The organism is Streptomyces canus, from assembly GCF_001514145.1.
Lineage (GTDB): Bacteria > Actinomycetota > Actinomycetes > Streptomycetales > Streptomycetaceae > Streptomyces > Streptomyces canus.
This window is the reverse complement of record NZ_KQ948666.1, coordinates 361,529-386,278: the sequence shown is the minus strand read 5'-3', so window position 1 is coordinate 386,278 and position 24,750 is coordinate 361,529. Positions and strand designations below refer to the sequence as shown.

Genomic DNA, 24,750 nt, shown 5'->3' with positions numbered 1-24,750 from the left:
GCCGGCACCCCGCCCTCCAGCACCTCCGGAACCTCCGCTTCCACCACACCGACAACAGCGCGGTCATCGCTTACAGCAAGCGCATCGGTGACGACACGGTCCTGGTGGTCGTGAACCTGGATCCGCACCACACCCAGGAGGCCACGGTCTCGTTGGACATGCCGCAACTCGGCCTGGAACGGCACGAGTCCCTGTCCGTACACGACGAACTGACGGGTGAGACCTACCACTGGAGCAGCAACAACTATGTGCGTCTGGAACCCGGTCGGGCGCCCGCGCACGTGTTCCAGGTCCGGAGGTCGGCGCCGCAGATCGGAGGATCCACACCGTGACCGTCAACGAGCCCGTCCACGACACTTTCGAGGACACCCCGGCGAAGGACCGGGATCCCGACTGGTTCAAACGTGCGGTCTTCTACGAGGTGTTGGTCCGTTCCTTCCAGGACAGCAACGGCGACGGCGTCGGCGATCTCAAGGGCCTGACCGCCAAACTCGACTATCTCCAGTGGCTGGGCGTCGACTGCCTGTGGCTGCCGCCGTTCTTCAAGTCTCCGCTCAGGGACGGCGGCTACGACGTCTCCGACTACACCGCCGTCCTGCCGGAGTTCGGTGACCTCGCCGACTTCGTGGAGTTCGTCGACGCCGCCCACCAGCGCGGCATGCGCGTGATCATCGACTTCGTCATGAACCACACCAGCGACCAGCACCCGTGGTTCCAGGAGTCCCGGGCCAACCCCGACGGTCCCTACGGCGACTACTACATGTGGGCCGACGACGACAAGCAGTACCAGGACGCCCGGATCATCTTCGTCGACACCGAGGCCTCCAACTGGAGTCACGACCCCGTCCGCGGCCAGTACTACTTCCACCGCTTCTTCTCCCACCAGCCCGACCTCAACTACGAGAACCCGGCCGTCCAGGAGGAGATCCTGGCCGCCCTCCGCTTCTGGCTCGACCTCGGCATCGACGGCTTCCGCCTCGACGCCGTGCCCTACCTGTACGCGGCGGAGGGCACCAACTGCGAGAACCTGCCCGCCACTCACCAGTTCCTGAAGCGGGTGCGCCGCGAGATCGACGCGATGTATCCGGACACGGTGCTGCTGGCGGAGGCGAACCAGTGGCCGGAGGACGTCGTCGACTACTTCGGCGACTACCAGGCCGGCGGCGACGAATGCCACATGGCGTTCCACTTCCCGGTGATGCCCCGCATCTTCATGGCGGTACGGCGGGAATCCCGCTACCCCATCTCGGAAATCCTCGCCAAGACCCCGGCCATCCCCGACAGCTGCCAGTGGGGCATCTTCCTGCGCAACCACGACGAGCTGACCCTGGAGATGGTCACCGACGAGGAACGCGACTACATGTGGGCCGAATACGCGAAGGACCCGCGTATGCGCGCCAACATCGGCATCCGGCGGCGCCTCGCGCCCCTGCTGGACAACGACCGTGACACGATCGAGCTCTTCACCGCCCTGCTGCTGTCCCTGCCCGGCTCGCCGATCCTCTACTACGGCGACGAGATCGGCATGGGCGACAACATCTGGCTCGGCGACCGCGACGCCGTACGCACCCCGATGCAGTGGACCCCCGACCGCAACGCGGGCTTCTCCGCGGCCGATCCGGGCCGCCTCAACCTGCCGATCATCATGGACCCCGTCTACGGGCACCAGGTCACCAACGTCGAGGCGTCGATGGCGTCGCCGTCCTCCCTGCTGCACTGGACCCGCCGGATGATCGAGATCCGCAAGCAGAACCCCGCGTTCGGTCTCGGCACCTTCACCGAACTGCACTCCTCCAACCCCGCGGTGCTGGCCTTTCTGCGGGAGTACGAGGACGACCTGGTCCTGTGTGTGAACAACTTCTCCCGGTTCGCTCAGCCCACGGAGCTGGATCTGCGCGAGTTCGACGGCCGGCACCCGGTCGAGCTGTTCGGCGGGGTGCGCTTCCCGGCCATCGGTGAACTGCCGTATCTGCTGACCCTCGGCGGCCACGGCTTCTACTGGTTCCGGCTCTCCCGAGTCGCATCCCGCATCGGCCGACGCCTTTGAGCGTGCCGACGAAAGGACGCGTCACCATGCCGAAGACCGCATCGGTCAGCCCGAGGCCCGCGCTCGCGACCGATCTCATGACCTCGCTGGGCGAGCTGCTGCGCCAATGGCTGCCGCGGCAGCGCTGGTTCGCGGGCAAGGACCGCCCCGTGAGCGAGCTCGGTCTGCTGTCGATGACCGAGCTGTTCCCGGGCTGTCTGCATCTGCTGGTCCACACGGGTCACGGCGGGCTACCCGGGCGCGGCGGCGCCGCCCCGGCCGGTGACTGCTACCAGCTGCTGCTCGGCGTGCGCAAACACCTCTCGCCGCGTCTCGGACGCGCCCTCATCGGCCGTGCGGAGCAGGGTCCGCTGGCCGGTCTGACGATCTACGACGCCCTGCACGACCCGCGCTCGGCGCAGCTGCTGCTGGAGCGGCTGCGGCATCCCGGCGCGGCGGGTCCCCTGCGCTTCGAGGGCGACCCGTCGGTGCCGGTGCCCGCCGGGCTCCCACCGCGGCTGCTGGAGACCGAGCAGTCGAACTCCTCACTGGTGTACGGCGACGAGTTCATCCTGAAGGTCTTCCGCCGCATCCAGCCCGGGGTCAATCCGGACCTGGAGGTGCCGGTCGCCCTGGCCGGGCAGGGCTGCCGCCGGGTGCCGGCGCCGGTGGCCTGGTTCCGGACCACGCATCCGCAGGGGGCGACGCTCGGCGTGCTGCAGCCGTATCTGCGCGACGCGTCCGACGGCTGGGCACTGGCCCTGCAGGCACTGGCCTCGGGTGACGACTTCACCGTGCAGGCCCACGAGCTGGGGCGGGCCATGGCCGAGGTGCACCTCGCGCTGGCCGCCGCCTTCCCCGCCAGAGGCCACGACGACAACGGTTCCACGGCTGCCGCGATGACCGAACGCCTGGACGCCGCCGCGCACAGCGTGCCCGCGCTGCGGCCGTTCGTCCCCGGCCTGCAAAGCGCGTTCGGCGCGCTGGCCACGTGCGACTCCGGGCCGCCCGCACAGCGCGTCCACGGCGACCTGCACCTGGGGCAGGTGCTGCGGGCGGGCCGCGAGTGGTTCGTCATCGACTTCGAGGGCGAGCCGTCCCGTCCGCTCGCCGAGCGGTGCGCCGCCCAGTCCCCGGTGCGGGACATCGCGGGCATGCTGCGCTCCTTCGACTACGCGGCCCGGCAGCGCCGGCCCTGGCGCCCGGAGTGGGCGCGCCGCTGCCGTGAGGCCTTCTGCGGGGGCTATGCCGCCCTCGCGGGGTGGGATCCGCGCAAGAAGCACGGCCTGCTGCGCGCCTACGAGACCGACCGGGCCGTCTACGAGGTCCTGTACGAAGCACGACACCGGCCGGACTGGCTGCCCGTGCCCATGGCGGCGATCGAACGACTCGCCGTGAGAGGAGACTGAGCCGTGGCCCTGCGCGACACCTCACTGCCCGAGCCGTCCGGAGTGGCGCGCTGTGCTCCGGCCCCGCCGCTCGACCCCATGGACCGGGGCCGGCTGCTGGCGGGCGCCCACCACGACCCGCACGCGCTGCTCGGGGCCCACCCGGTCGCGGGCGGGGTCGTCTTCCGGGCGCTGCGCCCGTTCGCCCGCGCGGTGAGCGTCGTGACCGACGGCGAGCGCAGGCGGCTGGCCTCGGAGGGCGACGGCCTCTTCTCCGGTCTGCTGCCTCTCGACACGATCCCCGACTACACCCTGGTGGTGGCGTACGCCGACGGGGAGCAGGAGGTGCACGACCCGTACCGCTTCCTGCCCGCGCTCGGCGATACCGACCTCCACCTCATCCGGGAGGGCCGCCACGAGCAGCTGTGGAAGGCGCTCGGCGCGGAGCCGATGACCCACGAAGGGGTGACCGGCACCCGCTTCACGGTGTGGGCACCCAACGCCCAAGGGGTCAGGGTGGCCGGGGAGTTCACCTTTTGGGACGGGCAGGCGTTCCCGATGCGGTCCCTTGGCGCGTCCGGGGTGTGGGAGCTGTTCCTGCCCGGCATCGGAGAGGGCACCCGGTACAAGTTCGAGATCACCTCGCGCCACGGCGGCCGATTCCTCAAGGCCGACCCGATGGCCCGCCGCGCGGAGGTGCCGCCCGACACGGCGTCCATCGTGACCTCCTCGCGCTACGAGTGGGGCGACCACGACTGGATGGCCCACCGCGGGGACGCGCCTGTGCACGTGGCGCCGTTCTCGGTCTACGAGGTCCATCTCCCGTCCTGGCGGCCAGGACTGACATATCGTCAACTGGCCGACGAGCTGCCGTCGTACGTCAGGGACCTGGGCTTCACCCATGTCGAGCTGATGCCGGTCGCGCAGCACCCCTTCAGCGGCTCCTGGGGCTACCAGGTCACCGGGTTCTACGCGCCGATGGCCCGGCTCGGCACCCCGGACGACTTCAAGTACCTGGTCGACGCCCTGCACCGGGCCGGCATCGGCGTGATCATGGACTGGGTGCCGGCGCACTTCCCCAAGGACGACTGGGCGCTGGCCCGGTTCGACGGGGACCCCCTGTACGAGCCCGGAGACGACCGTCGGGCCGAGCATCCCGACTGGGGGACCTACGAGTTCGACTTCGGGCGCGTGGAGGTGCGCAACTTCCTGGTCGCCAACGCCGTGTACTGGTGCGAGGAGTTCCACATCGACGGGCTGCGCGTGGACGCGGTCGCCTCGATGCTCTATCTCGACTACTCGCGCGACTCCGGCCAGTGGAGCCCCAATGTGTTCGGAGGGCGGGAGGATCTCGACGCGGTCGCCTTCCTCCAGGAGATGAACGCGACCGTGTACCGGCGGGCGCCGGGTGTCGTGACGATCGCCGAGGAGTCCACGGCCTGGGACGGCGTGACCCGCCCCACGGACAGCGGGGGTCTGGGTTTCGGCCTGAAGTGGAACATGGGCTGGATGCACGACTCCCTCGGCTACATCAGCCATGAGCCGGTGCACCGCAAGTACCACCACAACGAGATGACCTTCTCGATGGTGTACGCCTACAGCGAGAACTACGTCCTGCCCATCTCCCACGACGAGGTCGTCCACGGCAAGCAGGCGCTGGTGTCCAAGATGCCGGGCGACTGGTGGCAGCAGCGCGCCAACCACCGGGCGTATCTCGGCTTCATGTGGGCCCACCCAGGCAAGCAGCTTCTGTTCATGGGCCAGGAGTTCGCCCAGGGCGCCGAGTGGTCCGAGTCCCACGGCCCGGACTGGTGGCTGCTCGACCCGGCGTACGGGGCCGGGGCCGACCACCTGGGCGTCCGTGACCTCGTGCGCGATCTGAACACCGCCTACCGGGCGACCCCCGCGCTCTGGCAGCGCGACACCGACCCCGGCGGCTTCCGGTGGGTGGTGGGGGACGCGGCCGAGGACAACGTCTTCGCCTTCCTGCGGTTCGATGCGGCGGGCAGCCCGCTGCTCGCGGTCTCCAACCTCTCCCCCGTCGTGCGCGAGGACTACCGCCTCACCGTTCCCGACGGTCTCCCCCTGTGGCAGGAGTCCCTCAACACCGACGCCGCGCGGTACGGCGGCGGCGACATCGTCCTGCGTGACCCGGTCAAGGCGGAGGACGGGGCACTGCGGCTCACCCTGCCGCCGCTCGCGACGGTGTGGCTGGTCCCGGTGCCGGACTGAGTCCGCGGGCGACGCGGAGGTGTCCGACCGGTCCCGAAGGGGCAGTCGGGGTCGTACGAGAACGAGCATCCTCGTCGTCGCCGAGGGCCACAGAAGGGGCTGGATCACGTGCGCACCGTCGGAGTGGAGGAGGAACTCCTCCTGGTCGACCCCGAGACCGGCGAGCCGCAGGCGCTCTCCGCGGCCGTGCTCGCGCGGGCCGCGCAGGACGGGCCGGACCAGGACGTCTTCGAGAAGGAGCTGCACAACCAGATGCTGGAGTTCGCCACCCACCCGCAGTCGGGGATGGACGAACTCCGCGCCGAGATCGTGCGCTGCCGCAAGGAGGCCGCCCGGCTCGCCGGTGACAGTGGTTGCGCCGTGGCCTCCCTGGCCACCTCGCCGCTGCCCGTCAGCCCCTCGGTCGGCATCGGCCGTCGCTACCAGTGGATGGCGGATCAGTACGGCATCGCCACCCGCGAGCAGCTCGTCATGGGCTGTCACGTCCATGTGTCCGTGGAATCCGACGACGAGGCCGTCGCCGTCGTCGACCGGATGCAGCCCTGGCTGGCCGTGCTGGCCGCGATGAGCGCCAACTCGCCCTTCTGGCAGGGCAAGGACACCGGCTACAGCAGCTACCGCAGCCGGGTGTGGCAGCGCTGGCCCTCGGCCGGTCCGACCGAGCCCTTCCGCTCGGCGGAGCGCTATCACCGGCGGGTCGCGGACATGGTGGCGACCGGCGTCATCCTGGACGAGGGAATGATCTACTTCGACGCCCGGCTGTCCCGGAACTACCCGACGGTGGAGATCCGGGTCTCGGACGTCTGTCTGCAGGCGGACACCGCCGTCCTCCTGGCGACCCTCGCCCGCGGGCTGGTGGAGACGGCCGCGCGCGAGTGGCGGGCGGGCCGGGAGCCGGTGACGCACAGCGTGAGCCTGCTGCGGCTGGCCGCTTGGCGGGCCGCGCGCTCCGGGCTGTCCGAGGAGCTGCTCCACCCGGCGACCATGCACCGGATGCCCGCGGAGACGGTGGTGCGGGCCTTGCTGGAGTACGTCGAGGACGCGCTCGCCGACAGCGGCGACCTGGACCGGGCCCGCGAGTCCTGTGCCGCACTGCTGCGGCACGGCAACGGTGCCCGGGTGCAGCGCGAGCTGCTGGAGCGCACCGGGAGCCTGCGGGACGTCGTCACCGAGTGCGTGCGGCTGACCCAGGCGTAGTCGTCACAGGGCCAGGACGATCGCGTACACCAGGAAGAAGGCGGCGACGAGCACGACCAGGAGGAGGATCAGGGCCAGCGGCCCCTTGGCCCAGCCCTTGGTCGGGTGGTGCGTCTCCCGGGGGCCTGCCTCGGGCAGGCTGCTCTCGGCGGGCGGGGTCTCGCCCGGGGGTACGCCGCCGCCCGGCGGTGGTGCGTTCGGGTTCGGGGTTCGTGTAACTCATGCGCTCCGAGTGCCCCGATCTCGACCAGATCACGGGTGACCGCTTACTTCCGTATTCCAGGTACCGCCCGCTCACACCTGGGCTAGATTCGAGCACCGCCGATGACCGAGCTCGTCGGCTCAGTCACAGCCCGTACACGTCAGGAGCAGCGCATGCGCGACTTCGCCCTCGCTCCCCGGACCATCTCGCACTCCAGCGGTGGTCTGGCCGACAGCGTTTTCGAGAGGGCGGAACTCGACCCCACCCTGCCGGTGCTCGCCCGCCGTCCCGAGGGTTCCTCGGGAGGCTGGCAGGAGGTCACGGCCGTGGAGCTGCGGGACGAGGTCGTGGACCTCGCGAAGGGGCTGGTCGCGTCCGGGATCTCGCCCGGCCACCGGGTGGCGATCATGGCGCGCACCCGCTACGAGTGGACGGTTCTCAGCTACGCGCTGTGGACGGTCGGCGCCGAGGTCGTGCCGATCTATCCGACGTCGTCGCGCGAACAGGTCGAGTGGATCCTGCGGGACACCGGCTGTGTGGCCGTGGTGGTGGAGGACGAGCAGGCGGTGATGACGGTCGGCTCGGTGTGCGCCTCGCTGCCCAGACTGCGCCACGTCTGGCAGTTGGACGCGGACGCGCTGGAAGCACTGACGGAGCGGGGCCGGATGATCCCGCTCGCCACCGTGGAGTCGCTGCGCCGCATCGTGCTGCCGGACTCCACGGCGGTCGTCACCTACACCTCCGGCACCGCGGGCCGTCCGCTGGGCTGCGCACTCAGCCATCGCGGCCTCGCGAGCCCCGTCGACACGCTGCTCGAGGGCTGGCGCCAGATCACGGCACCGGCGGGGCAGCAGCCGTCCGTCCTCGCCTTCCTGCCCTTCTCCCATGTGTACGGCCTCATGATCCAGGGCGTGTGCATCCGCGGCGGTCTGCTCATGGCCCACGAGCCCGATCTGAGCGAGGAGGCGCTGGCGGCCTCCCTGAGGTCCTTCCGCCCCACCTACTTCTATGCCGTCCCCTCGGTCTTCGAGAAGATCTACAAGAACTTCCTGCGCGCCTCCCAGCAGGCGGGCCGGGGCGCCCTGTTCGAGCGGGCCGCCGACACGGCACGGGACTTCGCCCTGGCCTGCGAGCGGCAGCGGCTGGGCGAGGGCCCCGGTCCCGGTTTCGACCTGCGGCTCCAGCACGCCCTGTACGAACGGACGGTGTACCGCAGACTGCGGGCAGCGCTGGGCGGCCGGGCCCGGCGTGCCACCTCGGGCGGTTCCACCCTCAACCGTGAACTCTCCCTGTTCTACGAGGGCATCGGTGTCTACGTCCACGACGGGTACGGGCTCACGGAGACCTGCGGCGGAATCACCATGCAGCCGCTGGGCCGGGAGAAGTCCGGGACGGTGGGCCGGCCCCTGCCCGGCGTGGACCTGCGGGTGGCGGACGACGGGGAGATCCTGGTGCGCGGGCCGTCGGTCTTCCAAGGGTATGTCAACGACGAGGCCGCGACGCGGGCCGCGCTGTACGGCGGCTGGCTGGCCACCGGGGATCTCGGGCGGCTGGACGCCGACGGCTATCTGACGATCACCGGCCGCAAGAAGGACATCATCGTCACCACCAGCGGCAAGAGCGTGGCCCCGGCCGCCCTCGAACACCGGCTGAGGATGCACCCGCTCATCCACCAGGCCGTGGTGGTGGGTGACAACCGGCCCTGCGTGGGCGCCCTGCTCACCCTGGACCCGGTGTTCCTGGCCCACTGGCGAGGGGTCCTGGTGGCCCAGCAGGACCCCTCGGCGCGGGAGGAGAACGCGCTGCGGGAGGAGATCGCACGGGCCGTGGCCGCCGCCAACAGCACGGTCTCGCGCTCGGAGTCGATCCGGGTGTTCCGGGTGCTGTCGGAGCCGTTCGACCAGGCCAACGGCCTGCTGACGCCGTCGATGAAGCTGCGCCGGGACGAGATCGTGCGACGGTACGCGCTGGAGATCGACGCGATGTACCAGGCCCGCTCGCCCGGCGCCCGGCGCACACCGGCAGAGGACGTGCTGAGCTGGGACGACTCGGACAACGTGTTCCGGTGATGCGCCCGAGCCCACATGCTCAAGGACGATTGGGCCGCGTCCCCTCGGGAACACAGCACAATGGCGATGCCAGTGAAAGGACAAAGCCTTGCCGACTCCACGGGGGTGAACTCCGGCATGGCGACCGAGCCGCGTTGGGACGAGACACTGACTTCCGAGGCGATTCCGAGCCGTACGACCCGTTTCGCGGGAGAACCGCACTGCGTGACGGGCGCGCGGCTTGCCGCTGAGGAATTCCTCGGCGACCTGGCCGACCGGGTGCCGCCCGCGAGCGCCGAGCACTGGGACGACATCCTGTTGATCGTCACCGAACTCGCCGCCAACGCGGTCCAGTACGCTCCCGGCCCCTTCGCGCTCCGCCTGCGCCGGACCTTCGACGGCGTGCACGTGACCCTGCGCGACACCAATCCCACACCGCCCGCGCCCCGCGCCTTCGATCCGCGCAGCGGCGGCGGGGGCGTCGGCTGGCACCTCGTGCACGCGCTGTGCGACCAGGTCAGCGTGGTCACGGACGACCGTGGCAAGGACGTGCACGCCTTTCTGCCGTGGTGACGTCCCCCGGCCCCGGTCAGGCCGTGGCGGCGAGCCGCGCGTAGTAGGCGCCGACCGCCGCGAGGTACTCGGGGTCCCTGGTCTCGCTGTCCGTCCCGAAGCGCGGGGCCGCCTTCACCTCCGGCCCGGTGCAGGCCAGGGTGACGCGGCGGCCCTGGGTGTCGACGCCGGTGACGACGCCCACCGGCACCAGGACGCTCCTGCCGAAGACCCAGACGCCGGTGTCGACGACGAGGTGTCCCATGCCGTGCGGGGCGGCCTGCCGGTCCACGTGTCCGATCGTGCCGTCGCTCGCGACGACGGTGAATCCCGTCAGGTCCTGTCCCTCGACGTATCCGCTGTCCGGCGCGTACGACCAGATTCTCTCGGTGGTCACGCTGCTCCTTCCCTTCCTGGTACTGCACGGGCCGGCTCTCCGCTGCGAGCGGGCCCACAGCACCCAATACCCCTCTGCCGCACACACATTCGGCGAGCGGCACCCTCACAAGCGGTTTCCCCGCGTCCGGTCCGCGCACCTCCTTCACTTTTCTCCCAGTGCACTTTCAGGCCAGGACGGGCATGGTGGTCCTCGACGCATTCGTCGCGCCCGCACGGGCAGACGAAGGGCGTTCGAGGCAGACCGCCTGGAGCCGCAGAAAGGGATGAACACCGTGACACGACCCAGGATCCTGGTGGTTGGCGCCGGCTTCGCCGGTGTCGAATGTGTTCGCCGGCTGGAGCGGAAACTCTCCCCGGACGAAGCCGACGTCACCTTGGTGACGCCGTTCGCCTACCAGCTCTATCTCCCGCTGCTGCCCCAGGTCGCCTCCGGCGTGCTGACGCCCCAGTCGATCGCCGTCTCGCTGCGCCGCAGCAAGAAGTACCGCACCCGGATCATTCCGGGCGGTGCGATCGGCGTGGATCTCAAGTCCAAGGTCTGCGTGATCCGCACCATCACGGACGAGATCATCAACGAGCCGTACGACTACATCGTGTTGGCTCCCGGCAGCATCACCCGCACCTTCGACATCCCCGGGCTCACCGAGCACGCCTTCGGGATGAAGACCCTCGCCGAGGCCGCCTACATCCGCGACCACGTCATCTCCCAGCTCGATCTGGCGGACGCCAGCCAGGACCCGGCCGAGCGCGCGGCCCGGCTGCAGTTCGTGGTCGTCGGCGGCGGATACGCCGGCACCGAGACCGCCGCCTGTCTGCAGAAGCTCACCCACGCGGCGGTCAAGCGCTACCCGCGCATCGACCCGTCGCTGATCAAGTGGCATCTGATCGACATCGCCCCGAAGCTGATGCCGGAGCTGGGCGACAAGCTGGGGCGCAGCGCGCAGGAGATCCTGCGCCGGCGCGGCATCGACGTGTCGCTGGGCGTCTCCATCGAGAAGGCGGGCCCCGAGGAGGTCACCTTCACCGACGGCCGGGTGATTCCCACCCGGACCCTGATCTGGACGGCCGGGGTCGTCGCGAGCCCGCTGATCGCCACGCTCGGCGCCGAGACGGTTCGCGGGCGGCTGGCGGTCACCGCCGAGATGACCCTGCCGGGCCAGGACGGCGTCTTCGCGCTCGGCGACTCCGCCGCCGTGCCCGACAAGGCGAAGGACGACGACAGCGCGATCTGCCCGCCCACGGCCCAGCACGCCATGCGCCAGGGCAAGCAGGTCGCCGACAACGTCATCGCGACCCTGCGGGGCCAGGCACTGAAGCCGTACGTCCACAAGGATCTCGGTCTCGTCGTCGACCTCGGCGGCACGGATGCCGTGTCCAAGCCGCTCGGCATCGAACTGCGCGGTCTGCCCGCCCAGTTCGCGGCCCGCGGCTACCACTGGGCCGCGCTGCGCACCAACGTCGCCAAGGTCCGCGTGGCGACGAACTGGACGCTCAACGCCATCGCGGGAGACGACTTCGTCCGCACCGGCTTCCAGGCCCGCAAGCCCGCCAAGCTGAAGGACTTCGAGTACACCGACGCGTATCTGACGCCGGAACAGGTCCGGGAGCAGGTCGAGGGGACGCGGGCACTGGACCAGTAGGAGGGGCGCACATCACCGGAGCCACCCCGCCGTGCCATGCTGGAACGGATCATGACGTGACACGGGAGTGAGTACGGCGGAGTGAACACAGCGAGGCTGCGCGATCGGGTCGCCGCGTCGGACCCGGGGCTGCTCCGGCTGGCCGCCGGGCTGCGCACGGTGGGGGCGATCGCGCTCACGCTGGCCGTACTCGGTCTGCTGAAGGCCGACGTCCCCCACCTGGTGGCGGGCGCCATCGCGGCGATGGTCGCGACGTTCGCCATCCGGGAGAAGCAGCGCGCCCCGCAGGCCGTGACGCTCGCCCTGGGCCTCCCCGTGGCCCTGGCCTCGATGTCCCTGGGCGCGCTCCTCAGCTCCCGTGTGGTGGCCGGTGACCTCTTCTTCGTCGTGCTGATCTTCTGCGCCGTCTACGGCCGCCGCTTCGGCGACCGGGGCACCGCGCTCGGACTGATCGGCTTCCAGGTCTACTTCGTGTCCCTCTTCGTCGGGGCGACCGTCTCCGGTCTGCCCGAGCTGTACGGCGTCCTCGGCGTCGCCTTCCTGTGCAGCGCGGCGGCACGTTTCCTGCTGGTGCCCGAGACTCCCGCAGGCCTTCTCGAACGCCTGCGGGAGGCATTCCGGGCCCGGCTGGCCCAGCTGGTCTCCGCGCAGCTCCAGCTGCTGGACGCCGGGCCCGAGGAGATCGACGAGGCGCTGAAGGACGTACGCGAGGGGACCGCGCGGCTGCACGAGACCGCGCTGATGATCCAGGGGCGGCTGGAGGAGGGGACGTCCGACGCGGCCGCGGCGCGGCTCGTGCAGCGGCGTGTCGCGGACGCCGAGATCGCCGCCGAGCGGCTCGGCCTGTTGCTGCTCAGCGCCCGCAGCGCCCAGCGGGCGGACACGCTGACCCTTCACCTGCCGGGCGCGCCGGCACCGCGAGCAGGCCGGATGGCCGGTCGGGACGAGGCGATCGCCCAGGTGCGCCGCGATCTGGAGGCGCTGCGGCTGCTGGTGCTGCGTCCCGTCGCCGCCAGGTCCGGCACGGCGCTGTCCCAGGTCCGCAACCGGCTCCTCGGCTACCGCGAGGAGGAGAACCTGCCGCCCGCGCCGCCCGCGGTCCAGGACGTCTTCCGGGGTGTCGGTGAGGCCGCCCGCGCGGTGCTGGGGCTCAGGATCGCCCTGGACGGTCCGCAGGACGAGTCGGACGATTCCCCCGCGACGGCCCGTTCCCGCGAGGAGCTGGACGCCGAGGACGCGGTCATCGACGCCGGTGACGAGGACGCCGGGACGCAGGAGGAGCTCAGGGGGCTCGGGCGGCCCACGACGCGGGCCGCGGTACAGGTCGCCGTGGGGTCCTCGCTCGCCATCGTCGGGGGCGAGTTCCTCTCCAGCCAGCGCTGGTACTGGGCGGTGCTGACCTGCTGGATCGTCTTCATGAACACCGCGTCCACGGGCGAGATCCTGGTCAAGGGCTACCGCCGGCTGCTGGGGACCGTCCTCGGCGTGCTGGCCGGGATCGTGCTGGCGGGGGTGGTCGGGCAGCACACCTGGACGGCGTTCGCCCTGGTGCTGGTGCTGGTGTTCGCGATGTTCTACACCGCGCCGCTCTCCTACACGCTGATGTCCTTCTTTGTCACCGCGGCCCTGGGGCTCCTCTACACCCTGCTGCACACCTACAGCCTCTCGGTGCTGGTGCTACGCGTGGAGGAGACCGCGCTCGGCGCGGCCTGCGGAGTGATAGCGGCGGCGTTCGTCCTGCCGGTGCGCACGGACCGCCGTACGAACGACCTGCTCGTCACCGTCCTGGAGCGGCTCGCCGAGGTCACCGAGGCCGCCGTGGACCAGCTCAGCGGCGGCTCCCCCGTCGAACTGCTCGACCAGGCCCGCGATCTGGACCAGGCGCTGGCCGATCTGCGGGCGGCGACCCAGCCGCTGACGCATCCGATCACACCACTGCGGGCCCGGCGCGACACGGCCCGTTATGTCGTGGCGCTCCTGGAGACGTGCGCGTACCACGCGCGCTCGCTGGCGGCGACGGCCGAACTGCTGTCCACGCACCCCTCGATCGCGGCGGATCCCCGGCTGCGCCGGGCCGGCAGGCGGATCGGGGACAACATCGCGGCGATCGCCGCGCATGTCGCCGACGAGCGGTCCACCGACCGGGTCGAGACCGGGCCGAGCATCGCGTCCCTGCTGGACACCGAGGTCCCCGGCACTCCGCGCTTCGGCCGTGTCACCGACCGCGTGCTGCGGCACGTACAGCGCCTGGACGAGACCGTGGTGGGTCTGGCCAGGCCGCTGCACGTGCCGGTCGCGGCGCCGAAGCGATAGGGCGCGGTGCTCAGAGGTCCGTGGGCAGACCGCTCACCTCGGCGATGCCGCGCAGTTCGTCGTCGAGCCGACGGCGTTCGCGGATGTAGTCGGCGATCTCCCCGAGGCGGACCGGGTCCTCTGCGGTGTCCGCGTCGGTGACCACCCGGATCGGGCTGGTGCCCTCGTCGACATGGAGTTCGATCACCTTGTTGTCCAGTCGGCCGGTCACGGCGGTGGCGATGACCAGGGCGGCCTCGTCGCGGACCACCTGGGGCAGCCCCTCCTGCTGGCTGTCCTCCAGCGCGAAGTCCAACGCGGGCAGCTGTTGTTCCTCGATCGCCCGCAGGACCGGGCGGACCACGTCGAGCAGCGTCTCGTAGTCCTCCGAGGCCATGCGGATGCGCAACAGGTTCAGGTAGACGTCCACGGGCCTACCGTCGGGCGGAAGCTCGGGTTCGTTCATGCCCCTCGGGTTCCCCGTGTCACGCAGATCAGACCCTCCGCCAGCGGGCCATCGCGAACGAGAACACCCCGAACAGCACCAGACCCGCCGCGACCAGGACGAGCAGCCACGGTCCGAGGGGTGTCTCGGCGAACGAGCGGAGCGTGTCGTCGAGGCCCTTCGCCTTCTTGGGCTCGTAGTCGACCGCGGCGCGGACGGCGAACGCGCCCGCAGCGGTGAACACCACTCCACGCGCCGTTCCGCCGCCGACACCCGTCACATCGACCAGCCTCCTGACCCGCGGGCCCATCTGGCCGAGCTTGAGCTTGTCGTGGAAAGACCTGCGCAGCGCCTGTGCGGCGATCCACACACCGGCCACCGCGACGCCGACGCCCGCGGCGCCCACGAGCCACTGCCCCGCGGGCCACTCCAGGGCCCGGGCGGTGATGTCCTTGGACTGTTTGTCGCTCGATCCTCCGCTGCCGGAGCCGGCGGCGAAGGACAGCACGGAGTAGGCGACGAACGCGTAGAAGACGCAGCGGGCCGCCGACAGCAGCCGTTTCGTGGCTTTACGGCCGTCAGGACCGACCGAGCCGAACACCACCTCGGACAGTCGCCACAGGGCCATGCCGACGAGCCCGATGCCCAGCGCCCACAGGACGACGGAACCGAACGGTTTGTCGGCGAGGGCGGCGAGCGCGCCGCCCCGGTCGGCCTGGCGCCCACCGTCGCCGAAGGCGATCTGCAGGGCCAGTACACCGACCAGTAGATAGATCACTCCACGGGCGGTGAAACCCGCGCGGGCGGCACCCTCCATGACGGAACCGCGCGCCGCGCGCCTGGCCTCCATCCGGCCGGTCTGTGCCGTGGAACTCGCGGTCATGTAGACCCCCCTGGTAGTCCGGATGCCGTCCTGGCGGGCGGTCACACGGAGTGCGGTCACTCGGTCGGTCGCGCGCGCGGGAACGCGGGGTCGGGTATCGGCATCGGGCTCACTCCTCGTGAGCTCATGCCTCGCCCGGCCCGTCTGCGGCCTGCCGCCGCGCCCGGTCGGCAAGCGCCTCGTCGCGCACGCGCGCGCAGCTGCGGCTGATGAGCCGGGAGACGTGCATCTGCGAGATGCCGAGCTGATCGGCGATGCGGCTCTGTGTCATGTCCTCGAAGAAACGCATGTAGAGAATGGCGCGCTCGCGCTCGGGCAGCCGACGCAGGCCCTCCTTGGCCGATTCGCGGTCGACCACGACGTCGTACGACGTGTCGGGCGCGCCCAGGGTGTCGGCCAGGCTGTAGCCGTCGTCGCCGGCCGAGAGCTCGGCGTCCAGGGACAGGGTGCTGAAGCTTTCGAGGGCCTCCAGGCCGGTGGTGACCTCGTCCTCGGTCAGGCCGGTGTGGGCGGCGAGGTCGGCGGGCGTCGGTTCGGGGGAACCGGGGTTCTGGGTGAGCTCGCGCCGGGCCACCCGCACCTTGTTGCGCAGTTCCTGTACGCGGCGGGGCACCCTGAGGGCCCACATGCGGTCCCGGAAGTGGCGCTTGACCTCGCCGGTGATGGTGGGCACGGCGTAGCTCTCGAAGGCCCCGCGTTCCGGTTCGAACCGGTCGATGGCCTTCACGAGCCCGAGGGCCGCGACCTGGCGCAGGTCCTCCAGAGATTCGCCGCGGTCGCGGAACCGGCCGGCGATGCGGTGGGCCATGGGCAGCCAGGCGGTGACGAGCTCGTCACGCAGGGCGTCGCGCTCGGGGCCTTCCTCCAGCCCGGCCAGCCGGGCGAAGAGGGCCATGGTGTCGGGGGCGTCGTCGTGCCGCCGCCTGCCGGCGGTGGTGGGGCGGTCCTGGGTGGGACGGCTGGTCGACGTGTCGGTGAGCATGCGGATTCGCTCCTGAAGAACGGGTTCAGGGAATGACCGCGGGAGGAATGCTGCCGGGACCGCCGAAGAGGGGCCCGCAGCAGCCATGCAGCTCCCGCTGGCGCGCCTCCGGTCCGAAGCACGAAACTGCGTCTGCCCTGCTGTACGGGGCTCAAACTCCGCTGTCGAAACTCCGTTTCCGGCGGCTTCCACAGAGGTGTCGGATCAGCTCAGGGGCACCACGGCGGTGATGCACTTCCCGCCCGAAGGCAGGTCGGTCACGCGGACGTCGCGGGCCAGCCGGCAGACGATCGGCCAGCCGTGACCGCCGGGCCGCCACCTGCCCTGCGGGTCGACGGGCTCCTTGGCGACCGGCAGCTCGGCGCTGCGGTCGCTCACCGACAGGCACACGCCCCGGCCCCCGACATCGACGTGGAAGTCGGTGATGCCGCCGCCGTGCAGGATCGCGTTGGTGGTGAGTTCCGAGGCGACGAGCAGCGCGTCGGAGAGGGCCTGCGCGTCGCACGAGGTGTGCGTGGAGCGGCAGCTCTCGGACACGGCCCGCTCGACCGCCCGGCGTGCCTCGGCCGGCCGGCACGGCCGTGACCGGGCGCGCGGGTGCGCGACGGCGAGTTCGGGGGTGGCTTCGGCCCTGTGCTCCTCGCACATGAGGTGGCTCCTGATCGATGAATCGACTGGCTCTTGGGTCATGCAGCGGAGGCCGGGCCCGGCTCGACCCACGGACACGGTGCCCCTGTACGGTGCGCTTTCCCCGTGAGCCTCTAGTAGCGGCTGACCTCTCTGCGCCCGGTCAAACCTCCCTGTTTCGGACGGGACGTTCGGCCATTCGATCGCGTTCCCGGGGTACGCGGACGGTATGACGGATGTCGTGGACTCAGATGAACTGCTGCGCCGGATCCAGCGCGCCCGGGCCTGTGCTGCGGAGGAGGAGCGGTCCTGGCGGGCGCGGAGCGAGGAGTTGCGGCCCACCGATCCGGAGGCCGCCGGGGACGCCGCCGTACGCACCCTGGCCTACGAGGCCGTGGTCAGGGTGCTGGACGAGGTGGTCAGGCCGGGCAGCCGCTGACCATCGGGGGCCCGGTGCGGACTGCTTGACGGACGTCCGGGCCGGGCACCCGGGGGCCATGACTGTCGACCACACCCAAGCACCCGTTCTGGAAGCTCTGGCCGACTACCACCGCCGGGGACAGCTGTCCTTCACACCGCCGGGGCACAAACAGGCCCGTGGGGCCGACCCGGCGGTTCGGGAGACGCTGGGTGACGCGGTCTTCCTCGGGGATGTACTGGCCTCGGGCGGTCCGGACGACCGGCTGACCCGGGGGCGGGTGCTGGAGCGGGCCGAGGAGCTGATGGCCGACGCCGTGCACGCCGAGCACACGTGCTTCACCACGTGCGGGAGTTCCCTCTCGGTGAAGGCGGCGATGCTGGCCGTCGCGGGTCCGCACGAGAAACTTGCTGATCGGGCGGGACGCCCACAAGTCGGTGGTGTCCGGGCTGATCCTGTCGGGGATCGAGCCGGTCTGGATCGAGCCGCGGTGGGACGCCGAACGCCACCTGGCGCACCCGCCGTCCGCCGCGGAGTACGAGCGGGCCTTCGAAGCCCATCCCGACGCGAAGGGCGCCCTGGTCACCAGCCCGACGCCCTACGGCAGTTGCGCGGCTCGGGGACATCGCCGAGGTCTGCCACCGCCGTTCGGTCCCGCTGGTCGTGGACGAGGCGTGGGGCGCGCACCTGCCCTTCCATCCCGATCTGCCGTCCTGGGCCATGGACGCGGGCGCCGACATCTGTGTGACCAGCATCCACAAGATGGGCAGCGGTTTCGAGCAGGGGTCGGTGTTCCCTCTGCGGGGTGACCTCGTCCCGCCGGATCTGCTGAAGATGCGCGCCGACCTGCTGGGCACCACCAGTCCCTCGGTGCTGCTGTACGCCGGTCTGGACGGCTGGCGCCGACAGATGGCGCTGCGGGGCAAGGAGTTGATGGGCGGGGCACTGGATCTCGCGGCACGGGTCCATTCCGCGATCGAGGAGATCGACGGGATGAACGTCGACGACCGCGACGACTTCTGCGGGCCCGGCCTGGCCGACGACTTCGATCCGCTGCCCGGTGTCATCGACCTCGACGGGCTCGGGATCACGGGGTTCCAGGCCGCGGACTGGCTGCGCGAGCACCGGCACATCGACGCCCATCTCACGGACCACCGCCGGATCGGGATGCAGATCACCCACGGCGACGACGAGGAGACGACCGACGAGTTGCTCGAGGCGCTCAGGGATCTCGCCCGGGCGGCGCCGGAGTTGGGCCCGGCCCCGCGGGTGGAGGTACCGCCGCCGTCCGAGCTGCGGATGGAGCAGGCCAGGCTTCCCCGGGACGCGTTCTTCGGTCCGGCCGCGAACGTGCCGGTCGCCGAGGCCGCCGGGCGGATCGCGGCCGAGATGATCACGCCGTACTCGCCGGGGATCCCGGCCGTGCTGCCCGGTGAACTGCTGACCGAGCCCGTGCTGGAATGTCTGCGGACCGGGTTGGCCGCGGGCATGAACCTGCCCGATCCCGCCGACGCGGAGTTGGAGACGATCAGGGTGGTAAACGCGTCCGCCGAGTGAAACCGGTCACGCGCCTCGGTTTCGATTGCGCGAAATCGCCATGGATGGTTTACGGTTCATTCATACGTGGTGACGGGGTCGACATACCGTCCTCCGACACCACCTCTGTCTGCCCTGGCTGGCCTCCCCCGTCCAGCCAGGGCTTTTTCATGCCCTGACCAGATCCTCACCTCCGCCGAGGTGCCCCGGACGGCGGCAGCCGCTGAAATGGGCGTAGGCACAACACCGGAATCCATCGCCGGCGAGGAGCCCCGCGTCATGACCAAAGCGATAAAACTGCTGACCGCACTGCCGCAGCCGCAGCGCCAGAGCCTGATGACGCTCGCCAAGGAGGTCTCCTTCCCCGAGGACTTCCACATCTTCGAGGCGGGCGGCACGGCCGACCGCTTCTGGGTCATCCGCTCCGGAGCGGTCTCACTGACCCAGCAGGTGACCGCGCACCACCGGGTCACGGTCGGCGGACTCGGCTCGGGCGACCTCCTCGGCTGGTCCTGGCTGTTCCCGCCCTACCGGTGGGACTTCGGCGCGGAGGCCTTCAGCCCCGTGCGGGCCCACGAGTTCGACGCCGCGGCGGTGCTCCGGCTGTGCGAGGAGGACCAGCAGCTCGGCATGATCCTGGTCCGCAGCGTCGCCGAGATCCTCGCCCACCGGCTGGAGACCACCCGGGGCAAGCTCATGGAGCAGTACGGCACGCACCGGCGCGGTGGTCTCTAGGGCTGTGGCGCCAGGAGGCTCTCCAGGTCTCAGACGCGGTAGCGGCGCAGCGCCGGGAAGGTGAAGGCCAGGGTCAGCATGACGGCGACGACCAGGATGCCGCCGGCGACCGCGGGCCGGGCGCCGAAGGCCGAGCCGGCGGTGCCGTGCAGGACGTCGGCGAGGCGGGGGCCGCCCGCCACGACGACGGTGAAGACACCCTGCATCCGGCCACGCATCTCGTCCGTCGCGGCGGAGAGCAGGATCGCCCCGCGGAACACCATCGAGACCATGTCGGCGACCCCGGCCACGGCCAGGAACACCACGGCGAGCCACAGACTGCCGCTCAGCCCGAAGCCGGTGATGGCCACCCCCCAGGCGACGACCGCGCCGATGACCATCCAGCCATGCCGACGGGCCCGTGAGAAGACGCCTGAGAACAGCCCGCCGACCACGGCCCCGATCGGGATCGCGGCGAACAGCAGGCCCAGCGCGACTCCCTCGTCGTAGGAGGCGTAGGTCTCGGAGGCGAGCTGCGGGAACAGGGCCCGGGGCATGCCGAAGACCATGGCGATGATGTCGGCGAGGAAGGAAAGCAACAGCACCTTGTGCGCGGAGATGTAGCGGAAGCCCTCGGCGATCTCGCGGACGCCGGCCCGACGCGCCGCGGCGGCCGCGAGCGGCGGCAGGGAGGGCAGCCGGTACACCGCCCACACCGTGACGCACAGCGCCAGGGCGTCGATGAGGTACAGCTCGGGCAGGCCGATCACCGGGATCAGGACACCCGCGAGCAGGGGACCGACCACCTGGCCGGTCTGCATGACGGTGGAACCGAGGGCGTTGGCGGCGGGCAGCTGTGCCTCGGGGACCAGACGGGCGATGGAGGCGTTGCGGGCGGGAGCGTTCAGGCCCCAGAACGCCTGCTGCACCGCGAGCAGGACCATCAGGGTCGCCACCGAGTCGAGCCCGCTGACGGCCTGGAGCCAGAACAGGACGGACGTGACGGCGATTCCGCTGTTGGTGATCAGCAGCAGCTTGCGGCGATCCATGCTGTCGGCGACCGCGCCGCCCCACAGCGCGAACACGATCAGCGGCAGCAGTCCCGCCATGCTCGCGGCGCCGACCCAGGCCGAGGAGCCGGTGATGTCGTAGATCTGCTTGGGCACCGCGACGGCGGTGAGCTGGCTGCCGACGGCCGTGACGATGGTCGAGCTCCACAGCCGGCGGTAGGCCGGGATGCGCAACGGGCGGGTGTCCATCGCCCAGCGACGCCAGCCGCGCCGGGGCGGCGGCGCCTCGTCCGCCGCCGGTGTCCTGGGTTCGGTGCTGCTCTCGCCGGTGTCCACACGTGTCCTGGTTGCTCGTTACATCTAACGGATCCGGGGTTCACTATCGCAGCACCGTCCAGGAATCCGGGACGCGGTATCTCAGCTTGTGGACCCGGCCGTTGATGACGTCACGCTCCGGCCACCAGCGTGGCGCCGAGCGCGACCATCGTGGCGGCAACGAGTCCGTCGAGCACGCGCCAGGCGGCCGGCCTGGCGAGGAAGCGGCTGAGCAGCCTGGCGCCGAAGCCGAGCGCCGCGAACCAGCACAGACTGGCGAGCACGGCACCGAGCCCGAAGGTCCAGCGCAGTGGACCGCGGTCGGCGGCCACGGATCCGAGCAGGAACACGGTGTCGAGGTAGACGTGCGGGTTGAGCCAGGTCATGGCCAGACAGGTCAGTACCGCGCGCTTCCGGGAGCCCGTCGCCTCGCCCTCCGCCCGCAGGCCCGACTCCCCCGGCCTGAGGACCCGGCGGGCGGCGAGGGCGCCGTAGCAGAGCAGGAATCCGCCGCCGATCCAGCCGACGAGGGTCAGCGCGCCCGGCCAGGCGACCACCACGGCGCCGACGCCGCCGACGCCGAGAGCGATGAGGAGGGCGTCGGACAGGGCGCAGATGCCGACGACGGCGAGGACGGCGTCGCGGCGGATCCCCTGACGCAGGACGAAGGCGTTCTGGGCGCCGATGGCGACGATGAGCGAGAGGCCGGTGCCGAAACCGGCGGCAGCGGCGGACAGGGAAGCGGGCATGGCTTCGACGGTACGGAGACGATCACTGCACGTACAGCTAAAGATTCTTACGTATCATTAGCTGTTGTGATGATGACCGAGCTACCCCTGGACCAGGTGCGGACTCTGCTCGCGGTGGTCGACGAGGGCACGTTCGACGCCGCGGCCGCCGCTCTGCATGTGACCCCTTCGGCGGTGAGTCAGCGGGTGAAGGCGCTGGAGCAGCGCACGGGGCGGGTGCTGCTGGTGCGCATGAAACCGGTGCGGCCGACCGAGTCGGGCGAGGTGGTGGTGCGGTTCGCCCGGCAGCTGGCCCGGCTGGAGCGGGACGCTCTCGCCGAGCTGGGCATGCCCGGCGAGGGTGAGGTGACCCGGGTCTCGGTCGCGGTGAACGCTGACTCCCTGGCGACCTGGTTCCTCGGGGCGCTCACGCGGGTTCCCGAACGGGAGCGGCTGTGTTTCGAACTCCGGCGCGAGGACGAGACACGCACGGCGGAGCTGCTGCGGGAGGGGCTGGTGATGGCGGCGGTGACGTCCTCACCCGAGGCCGTGTCGGGGTGTTCCGTGCGGGCGCTGGGGCGGATGCGATATCTCGCCGCGGCGAGTCCTGGATTCGTGTCGCGGTATCTCGAGGGGTCGCCGAGGGAGGGGCTCGCGGAGGCGCCGGTGGTGACGTTCGACCGGAGTGACGACATCCAGGACGGGTTCCTGCGGCAGCTGGGCAGCGGTGGGGCGAGTCGGGTACGGCATGCGGTGCCGGCGTCGGAGGGGTTCGTGGAGGCGGTCTCGCTGGGACTGGGGTGGGGGATGGTGCCGGAGATTCAGGCGGGGGCGTTGCTGCGTGAGGGGCGGCTGATCTCGCTGGCGCCGGATCGGCCGGTCGACGTGCCGTTGTACTGGCAGCAGTGGAAGCTGGACTCGCCCGCGCTGGCCGCGGTGGCGGAGGCGGTGGCGGCGGCCGCGTCGGAAAGGCTCACATGAAGCCGCCGCTCCTAGCCGTCGGGGACGGGGATCCGTTACGGGGCGCTGTCCAGCTCCCTCTCAGCGTTGCCCAGCTCCCTCTCGGCGCTGTCCAGGAGCATGTCCAAGGCCGTCGGATAGGCGCTGGTGACCATGCGGGTGGCCAGAAGAGGTGACGCCTCCGCGATGCGGGGGTAGCGGTCGCCGGGCAAGTGGGCGTACGTCGAGCGCCACATGGACTCGTCGGCGTCCAGCGCCGCGCTCGGCAGGGCCAGGGACGCCGCGTCCAGGGCGGCGAAGGCCAGAGTCTGGTCGATGAAGGCGTGGTAGATCCGCACCGTGTCCGGAAGCGGGAAGCCCGCCCTGCGCAGGAGGTCCAGGACCGCCTCGTCCGCGGCCAGTTCGTTGGCCCGGCCGGTGACCCTGCTGGTCGTCAGCACGGCGGCCTGGGGATGGGCGACGTACGCGGCGTGGATGCGCAGGCCCACCTCGCGCAGATCGTGCCGCCACCGCCCCGTCGGCGCCCAGCCCTCCAGCGCCTGTCCGATCAGGGCGTCGCCGATGGCCAGCGTCAGCTCGTCCATGCCGCGGAAGTAGCGGTAGAGCGTGCTCGGGTCGGCGTCCAGGGCCAGACCCAGGCGGCGGGCGGTGAGCCCGGTGCTGCCGTGTTCGCGGAGCATCCGCAGAGCCGTCTCGACGATCAGCCCCTCGGACAGCACGGTCCCGCTCCTGGTGGGCCTGCGCCGACGGCGCCTGTCCTCGGGGACCACGGGCTTCGGCATGGCGGCCTCCTTATGCCAACGCCATTGACCTTAAACGAGCGCACGGCGTTGTATCTCCGCCAGGGGCCCCGTACTGCGACCTTTGACCCGTAAGGGAGTGTTTGTCATGCGTGTACTGCTCGTGGGCGCCGGGGGCGTCGGCACGGCCATCACCCGGATCGCCGCCCGGCGGCCGTTCTTCGACGTCATGGTCGTCGCCGACTACGACCCGGCCCGCGCCGAGGCCGCGGTGACCGCGCTCGGCGACCGGGCCGACCGGTTCCGCGCCGAGCGCGTGGACGCGAACGACGAGTCGGCCGTGACCGCCCTGCTGGAGCGGCACGCCTGCGACGTCCTCCTCAACGCCACCGACCCGCGGTTCGTGATGCCCCTGTTCCGGGCGGCGCACTCCGCCGGGGCGAACTATGTCGACATGGCGATGTCCCTGTCGCGTCCGCATCCCGAGCGGCCGTACGAGGAGTGCCGGGTCAAGCTGGGCGACGAGCAGTTCGCGCAGGCCGAGGAGTGGGAGAAGGCGGGCGCCCTGGCCCTCGTCGGCATGGGTGTGGAGCCGGGCCTCTCGGACGTCTTCGCCCGGCACGCGGCCGATGAGCTCTTCGACGAGATCGAGGAGATCGGTGTCCGCGACGGCGCGGATCTCACCGTCGACGGCTACGACTTCGCCCCTTCCTTCAGCATCTGGACCACCATCGAGGAGTGCCTGAACCCTCCCGTGGTCTACGAGGCCGACCGCGGCTGGTTCACGACGGAACCCTTCAGCGAGCCGGAGGTCTTCGACTTCCCCGAGGGCATCGGCCCGGTCGAGTGCGTGAACGTGGAGCACGAAGAGGTGCTGCTCGTCCCCCGCTGGGTCGGTGCGCGCCGGGTCACCTTCAAGTACGGACTGGGCCGCGAGTTCGTGGAGACGCTGAAGACACTGCACCTGCTCGGCCTGGACCGCACCGAGCCGGTGACCGTGCCGAGCGCCGCGGGGCCGGTCGCGGTCTCGCCGCGGGACGTCGTGGCCGCATGTCTGCCCGATCCGGCGACGCTGGGCGAGCGGATGCACGGCAAGACCTGTGCCGGCACCTGGGTGAAGGGTGTCAAGGACGGGGCGCCGCGCGAGGTGTACCTCTACCACGTGGTCGACAACCAGTGGTCCATGGCGGAGTACGGCAGTCAGGCGGTCGTGTGGCAGACCGCCGTGAACCCGGTCGTCGCCCTCGAACTCCTCGCCACCGGCGCCTGGTCCGGCGCGGGCGTCCTCGGTCCGGAGGCCTTCCCGGCCCGCCCCTTCCTTGATCTGCTGACCGCGTACGGCTCCCCGTGGGGCCTGCGGGAGCAGTGACCGGGCGAGTCCCACAGGACCCGATTGTTTCACCGCGCATCGACAGG

Annotated in this window: 21 protein-coding genes and 2 pseudogenes; 14 read left to right on the top strand and 9 right to left on the bottom strand. The window is 70.9% G+C overall.

Translation table 11 applies throughout. The annotated features are described in order from the left end of the window. The 5 genes from AQJ46_RS32450 to AQJ46_RS32430 form a co-directional block, all read left to right on the top strand. Positions 1-332, top strand: a 332-nt coding sequence (locus AQJ46_RS32450) for an alpha-glucosidase C-terminal domain-containing protein (RefSeq protein ID WP_208617015.1), incomplete at its 5' end; no start/stop codon positions are given. Beyond that, positions 329-2,047, top strand: coding sequence for a maltose alpha-D-glucosyltransferase (gene treS, locus AQJ46_RS32445; RefSeq protein WP_059208942.1), 1,719 nt, complete (start codon positions 329-331; stop codon positions 2,045-2,047). The genes AQJ46_RS32450 and treS, both read left to right, overlap by 4 nt. A 26-nt stretch (positions 2,048-2,073) precedes the next feature. Then, positions 2,074-3,435 carry a maltokinase N-terminal cap-like domain-containing protein gene (locus tag AQJ46_RS32440; protein WP_059208941.1) on the top strand — a complete coding sequence of 454 codons (1,362 nt, stop codon included), beginning with the start codon at positions 2,074-2,076 and terminating at the stop codon, positions 3,433-3,435. Between the two features lie 3 nt (positions 3,436-3,438). Then, positions 3,439-5,646, top strand: a complete 2,208-nt coding sequence (gene glgB / locus AQJ46_RS32435; protein WP_059208940.1) for a 1,4-alpha-glucan branching enzyme — start codon at positions 3,439-3,441, stop codon at positions 5,644-5,646. Positions 5,647-5,754: 108 nt separating this feature from the next. After that, the gene (locus AQJ46_RS32430) at positions 5,755-6,843 is read left to right on the top strand and encodes a glutamate--cysteine ligase 2 (RefSeq protein ID WP_059208939.1); all 1,089 of its coding nucleotides are present in this window, start codon (positions 5,755-5,757) and stop codon (positions 6,841-6,843) included. A gap of 3 nt (positions 6,844-6,846) precedes the next feature. Here AQJ46_RS32430 and AQJ46_RS57465 read toward each other — a convergent pair. After that, positions 6,847-7,066, bottom strand: a pseudogene (locus AQJ46_RS57465) (DUF6480 family protein). 152 nt (positions 7,067-7,218) lie between these two features. Here AQJ46_RS57465 and AQJ46_RS32425 point away from each other — a divergent pair. After that, the gene (locus AQJ46_RS32425) at positions 7,219-9,114 is read left to right on the top strand and encodes an AMP-dependent synthetase/ligase (protein WP_059208938.1); all 1,896 of its coding nucleotides are present in this window, start codon (positions 7,219-7,221) and stop codon (positions 9,112-9,114) included. Between the two features lie 117 nt (positions 9,115-9,231). Next, on the top strand, positions 9,232-9,666 hold the full coding sequence (locus AQJ46_RS32420; RefSeq protein ID WP_059208962.1) for an ATP-binding protein: 435 nt from the start codon (positions 9,232-9,234) through the stop codon (positions 9,664-9,666). Positions 9,667-9,682: 16 nt separating this feature from the next. Here the strand turns inward: AQJ46_RS32420 and AQJ46_RS32415 are convergent, their stop codons facing one another. Further along, a complete protein-coding gene (locus AQJ46_RS32415) occupies positions 9,683-10,042 on the bottom strand; it encodes a hypothetical protein (protein WP_059208937.1) in 360 nt (119 codons plus the stop codon). Between the two features lie 265 nt (positions 10,043-10,307). Here AQJ46_RS32415 and AQJ46_RS32410 point away from each other — a divergent pair, with 265 nt between their 5' ends. Beyond that, on the top strand, positions 10,308-11,684 hold the full coding sequence (locus tag AQJ46_RS32410) for an NAD(P)/FAD-dependent oxidoreductase (RefSeq protein WP_059208936.1): 1,377 nt from the start codon (positions 10,308-10,310) through the stop codon (positions 11,682-11,684). An 81-nt stretch (positions 11,685-11,765) separates the two neighbouring features. Continuing rightward, a complete protein-coding gene (locus tag AQJ46_RS32405) occupies positions 11,766-13,997 on the top strand; it encodes an FUSC family protein (RefSeq protein ID WP_059208935.1) in 2,232 nt (743 codons plus the stop codon). A gap of 10 nt (positions 13,998-14,007) precedes the next feature. Here AQJ46_RS32405 and AQJ46_RS32400 read toward each other — a convergent pair whose 3' ends face one another. The 4 genes from AQJ46_RS32400 to AQJ46_RS32385 form a co-directional block, all read right to left on the bottom strand. Further along, on the bottom strand, positions 14,008-14,442 hold the full coding sequence (locus AQJ46_RS32400) for a hypothetical protein (protein WP_059208934.1): 435 nt from the start codon (positions 14,440-14,442) through the stop codon (positions 14,008-14,010). Positions 14,443-14,470: 28 nt separating this feature from the next. Beyond that, the gene (locus tag AQJ46_RS32395; protein WP_059208933.1) at positions 14,471-15,304 is read right to left on the bottom strand and encodes a DUF1206 domain-containing protein; all 834 of its coding nucleotides are present in this window, start codon (positions 15,302-15,304) and stop codon (positions 14,471-14,473) included. 124 nt (positions 15,305-15,428) lie between these two features. Beyond that, positions 15,429-16,286, bottom strand: a complete 858-nt coding sequence (locus tag AQJ46_RS32390; RefSeq protein WP_059208932.1) for a SigB/SigF/SigG family RNA polymerase sigma factor — start codon at positions 16,284-16,286, stop codon at positions 15,429-15,431. A gap of 204 nt (positions 16,287-16,490) precedes the next feature. Next, a complete protein-coding gene (locus AQJ46_RS32385) occupies positions 16,491-16,934 on the bottom strand; it encodes an ATP-binding protein (RefSeq protein ID WP_059208931.1) in 444 nt (147 codons plus the stop codon). Positions 16,935-17,142: 208 nt separating this feature from the next. Between AQJ46_RS32385 and AQJ46_RS32380 the strand changes: the two genes are divergently transcribed. The 3 genes and pseudogenes from AQJ46_RS32380 to AQJ46_RS32370 all read left to right on the top strand — a co-directional run bounded on the left by AQJ46_RS32380 (position 17,143) and on the right by AQJ46_RS32370 (position 19,602). Next, positions 17,143-17,352 (top strand): hypothetical protein, encoded by a 210-nt coding sequence (locus AQJ46_RS32380; RefSeq protein WP_059208930.1) that lies wholly within the window; start codon positions 17,143-17,145, stop codon positions 17,350-17,352. A gap of 58 nt (positions 17,353-17,410) precedes the next feature. After that, positions 17,411-18,888, top strand: a pseudogene (locus AQJ46_RS32375) (aminotransferase class I/II-fold pyridoxal phosphate-dependent enzyme). A gap of 258 nt (positions 18,889-19,146) precedes the next feature. Further along, positions 19,147-19,602, top strand: a complete 456-nt coding sequence (locus AQJ46_RS32370) for a cyclic nucleotide-binding domain-containing protein (RefSeq protein ID WP_059208929.1) — start codon at positions 19,147-19,149, stop codon at positions 19,600-19,602. 29 nt (positions 19,603-19,631) lie between these two features. Here AQJ46_RS32370 and AQJ46_RS32365 read toward each other — a convergent pair whose 3' ends face one another. Next, entirely contained in the window at positions 19,632-20,927 is a 1,296-nt protein-coding gene (locus AQJ46_RS32365) for an MFS transporter (protein WP_059208928.1), read from the bottom strand. Between the two features lie 110 nt (positions 20,928-21,037). After that, positions 21,038-21,655, bottom strand: a complete 618-nt coding sequence (locus tag AQJ46_RS32360) for a LysE/ArgO family amino acid transporter (RefSeq protein ID WP_059208927.1) — start codon at positions 21,653-21,655, stop codon at positions 21,038-21,040. 69 nt (positions 21,656-21,724) lie between these two features. Here AQJ46_RS32360 and AQJ46_RS32355 point away from each other — a divergent pair, with 69 nt between their 5' ends. After that, positions 21,725-22,615: a LysR family transcriptional regulator ArgP gene (locus AQJ46_RS32355; RefSeq protein WP_059208961.1), complete on the top strand. Its 891-nt coding sequence runs from the start codon at positions 21,725-21,727 to the stop codon at positions 22,613-22,615. Positions 22,616-22,650: 35 nt separating this feature from the next. On the opposite strand, the gene AQJ46_RS32350 is transcribed toward AQJ46_RS32355, so the two are convergent. Next, positions 22,651-23,376, bottom strand: coding sequence for a TetR/AcrR family transcriptional regulator (locus AQJ46_RS32350; protein ID WP_059208926.1), 726 nt, complete (start codon positions 23,374-23,376; stop codon positions 22,651-22,653). A 106-nt stretch (positions 23,377-23,482) separates the two neighbouring features. On the opposite strand from AQJ46_RS32350, the gene AQJ46_RS32345 reads away from it, so the two are divergent. Continuing rightward, positions 23,483-24,703, top strand: a complete 1,221-nt coding sequence (locus AQJ46_RS32345; RefSeq protein ID WP_059208925.1) for a saccharopine dehydrogenase family protein — start codon at positions 23,483-23,485, stop codon at positions 24,701-24,703. Positions 24,704-24,750 lie beyond the last annotated feature (47 nt).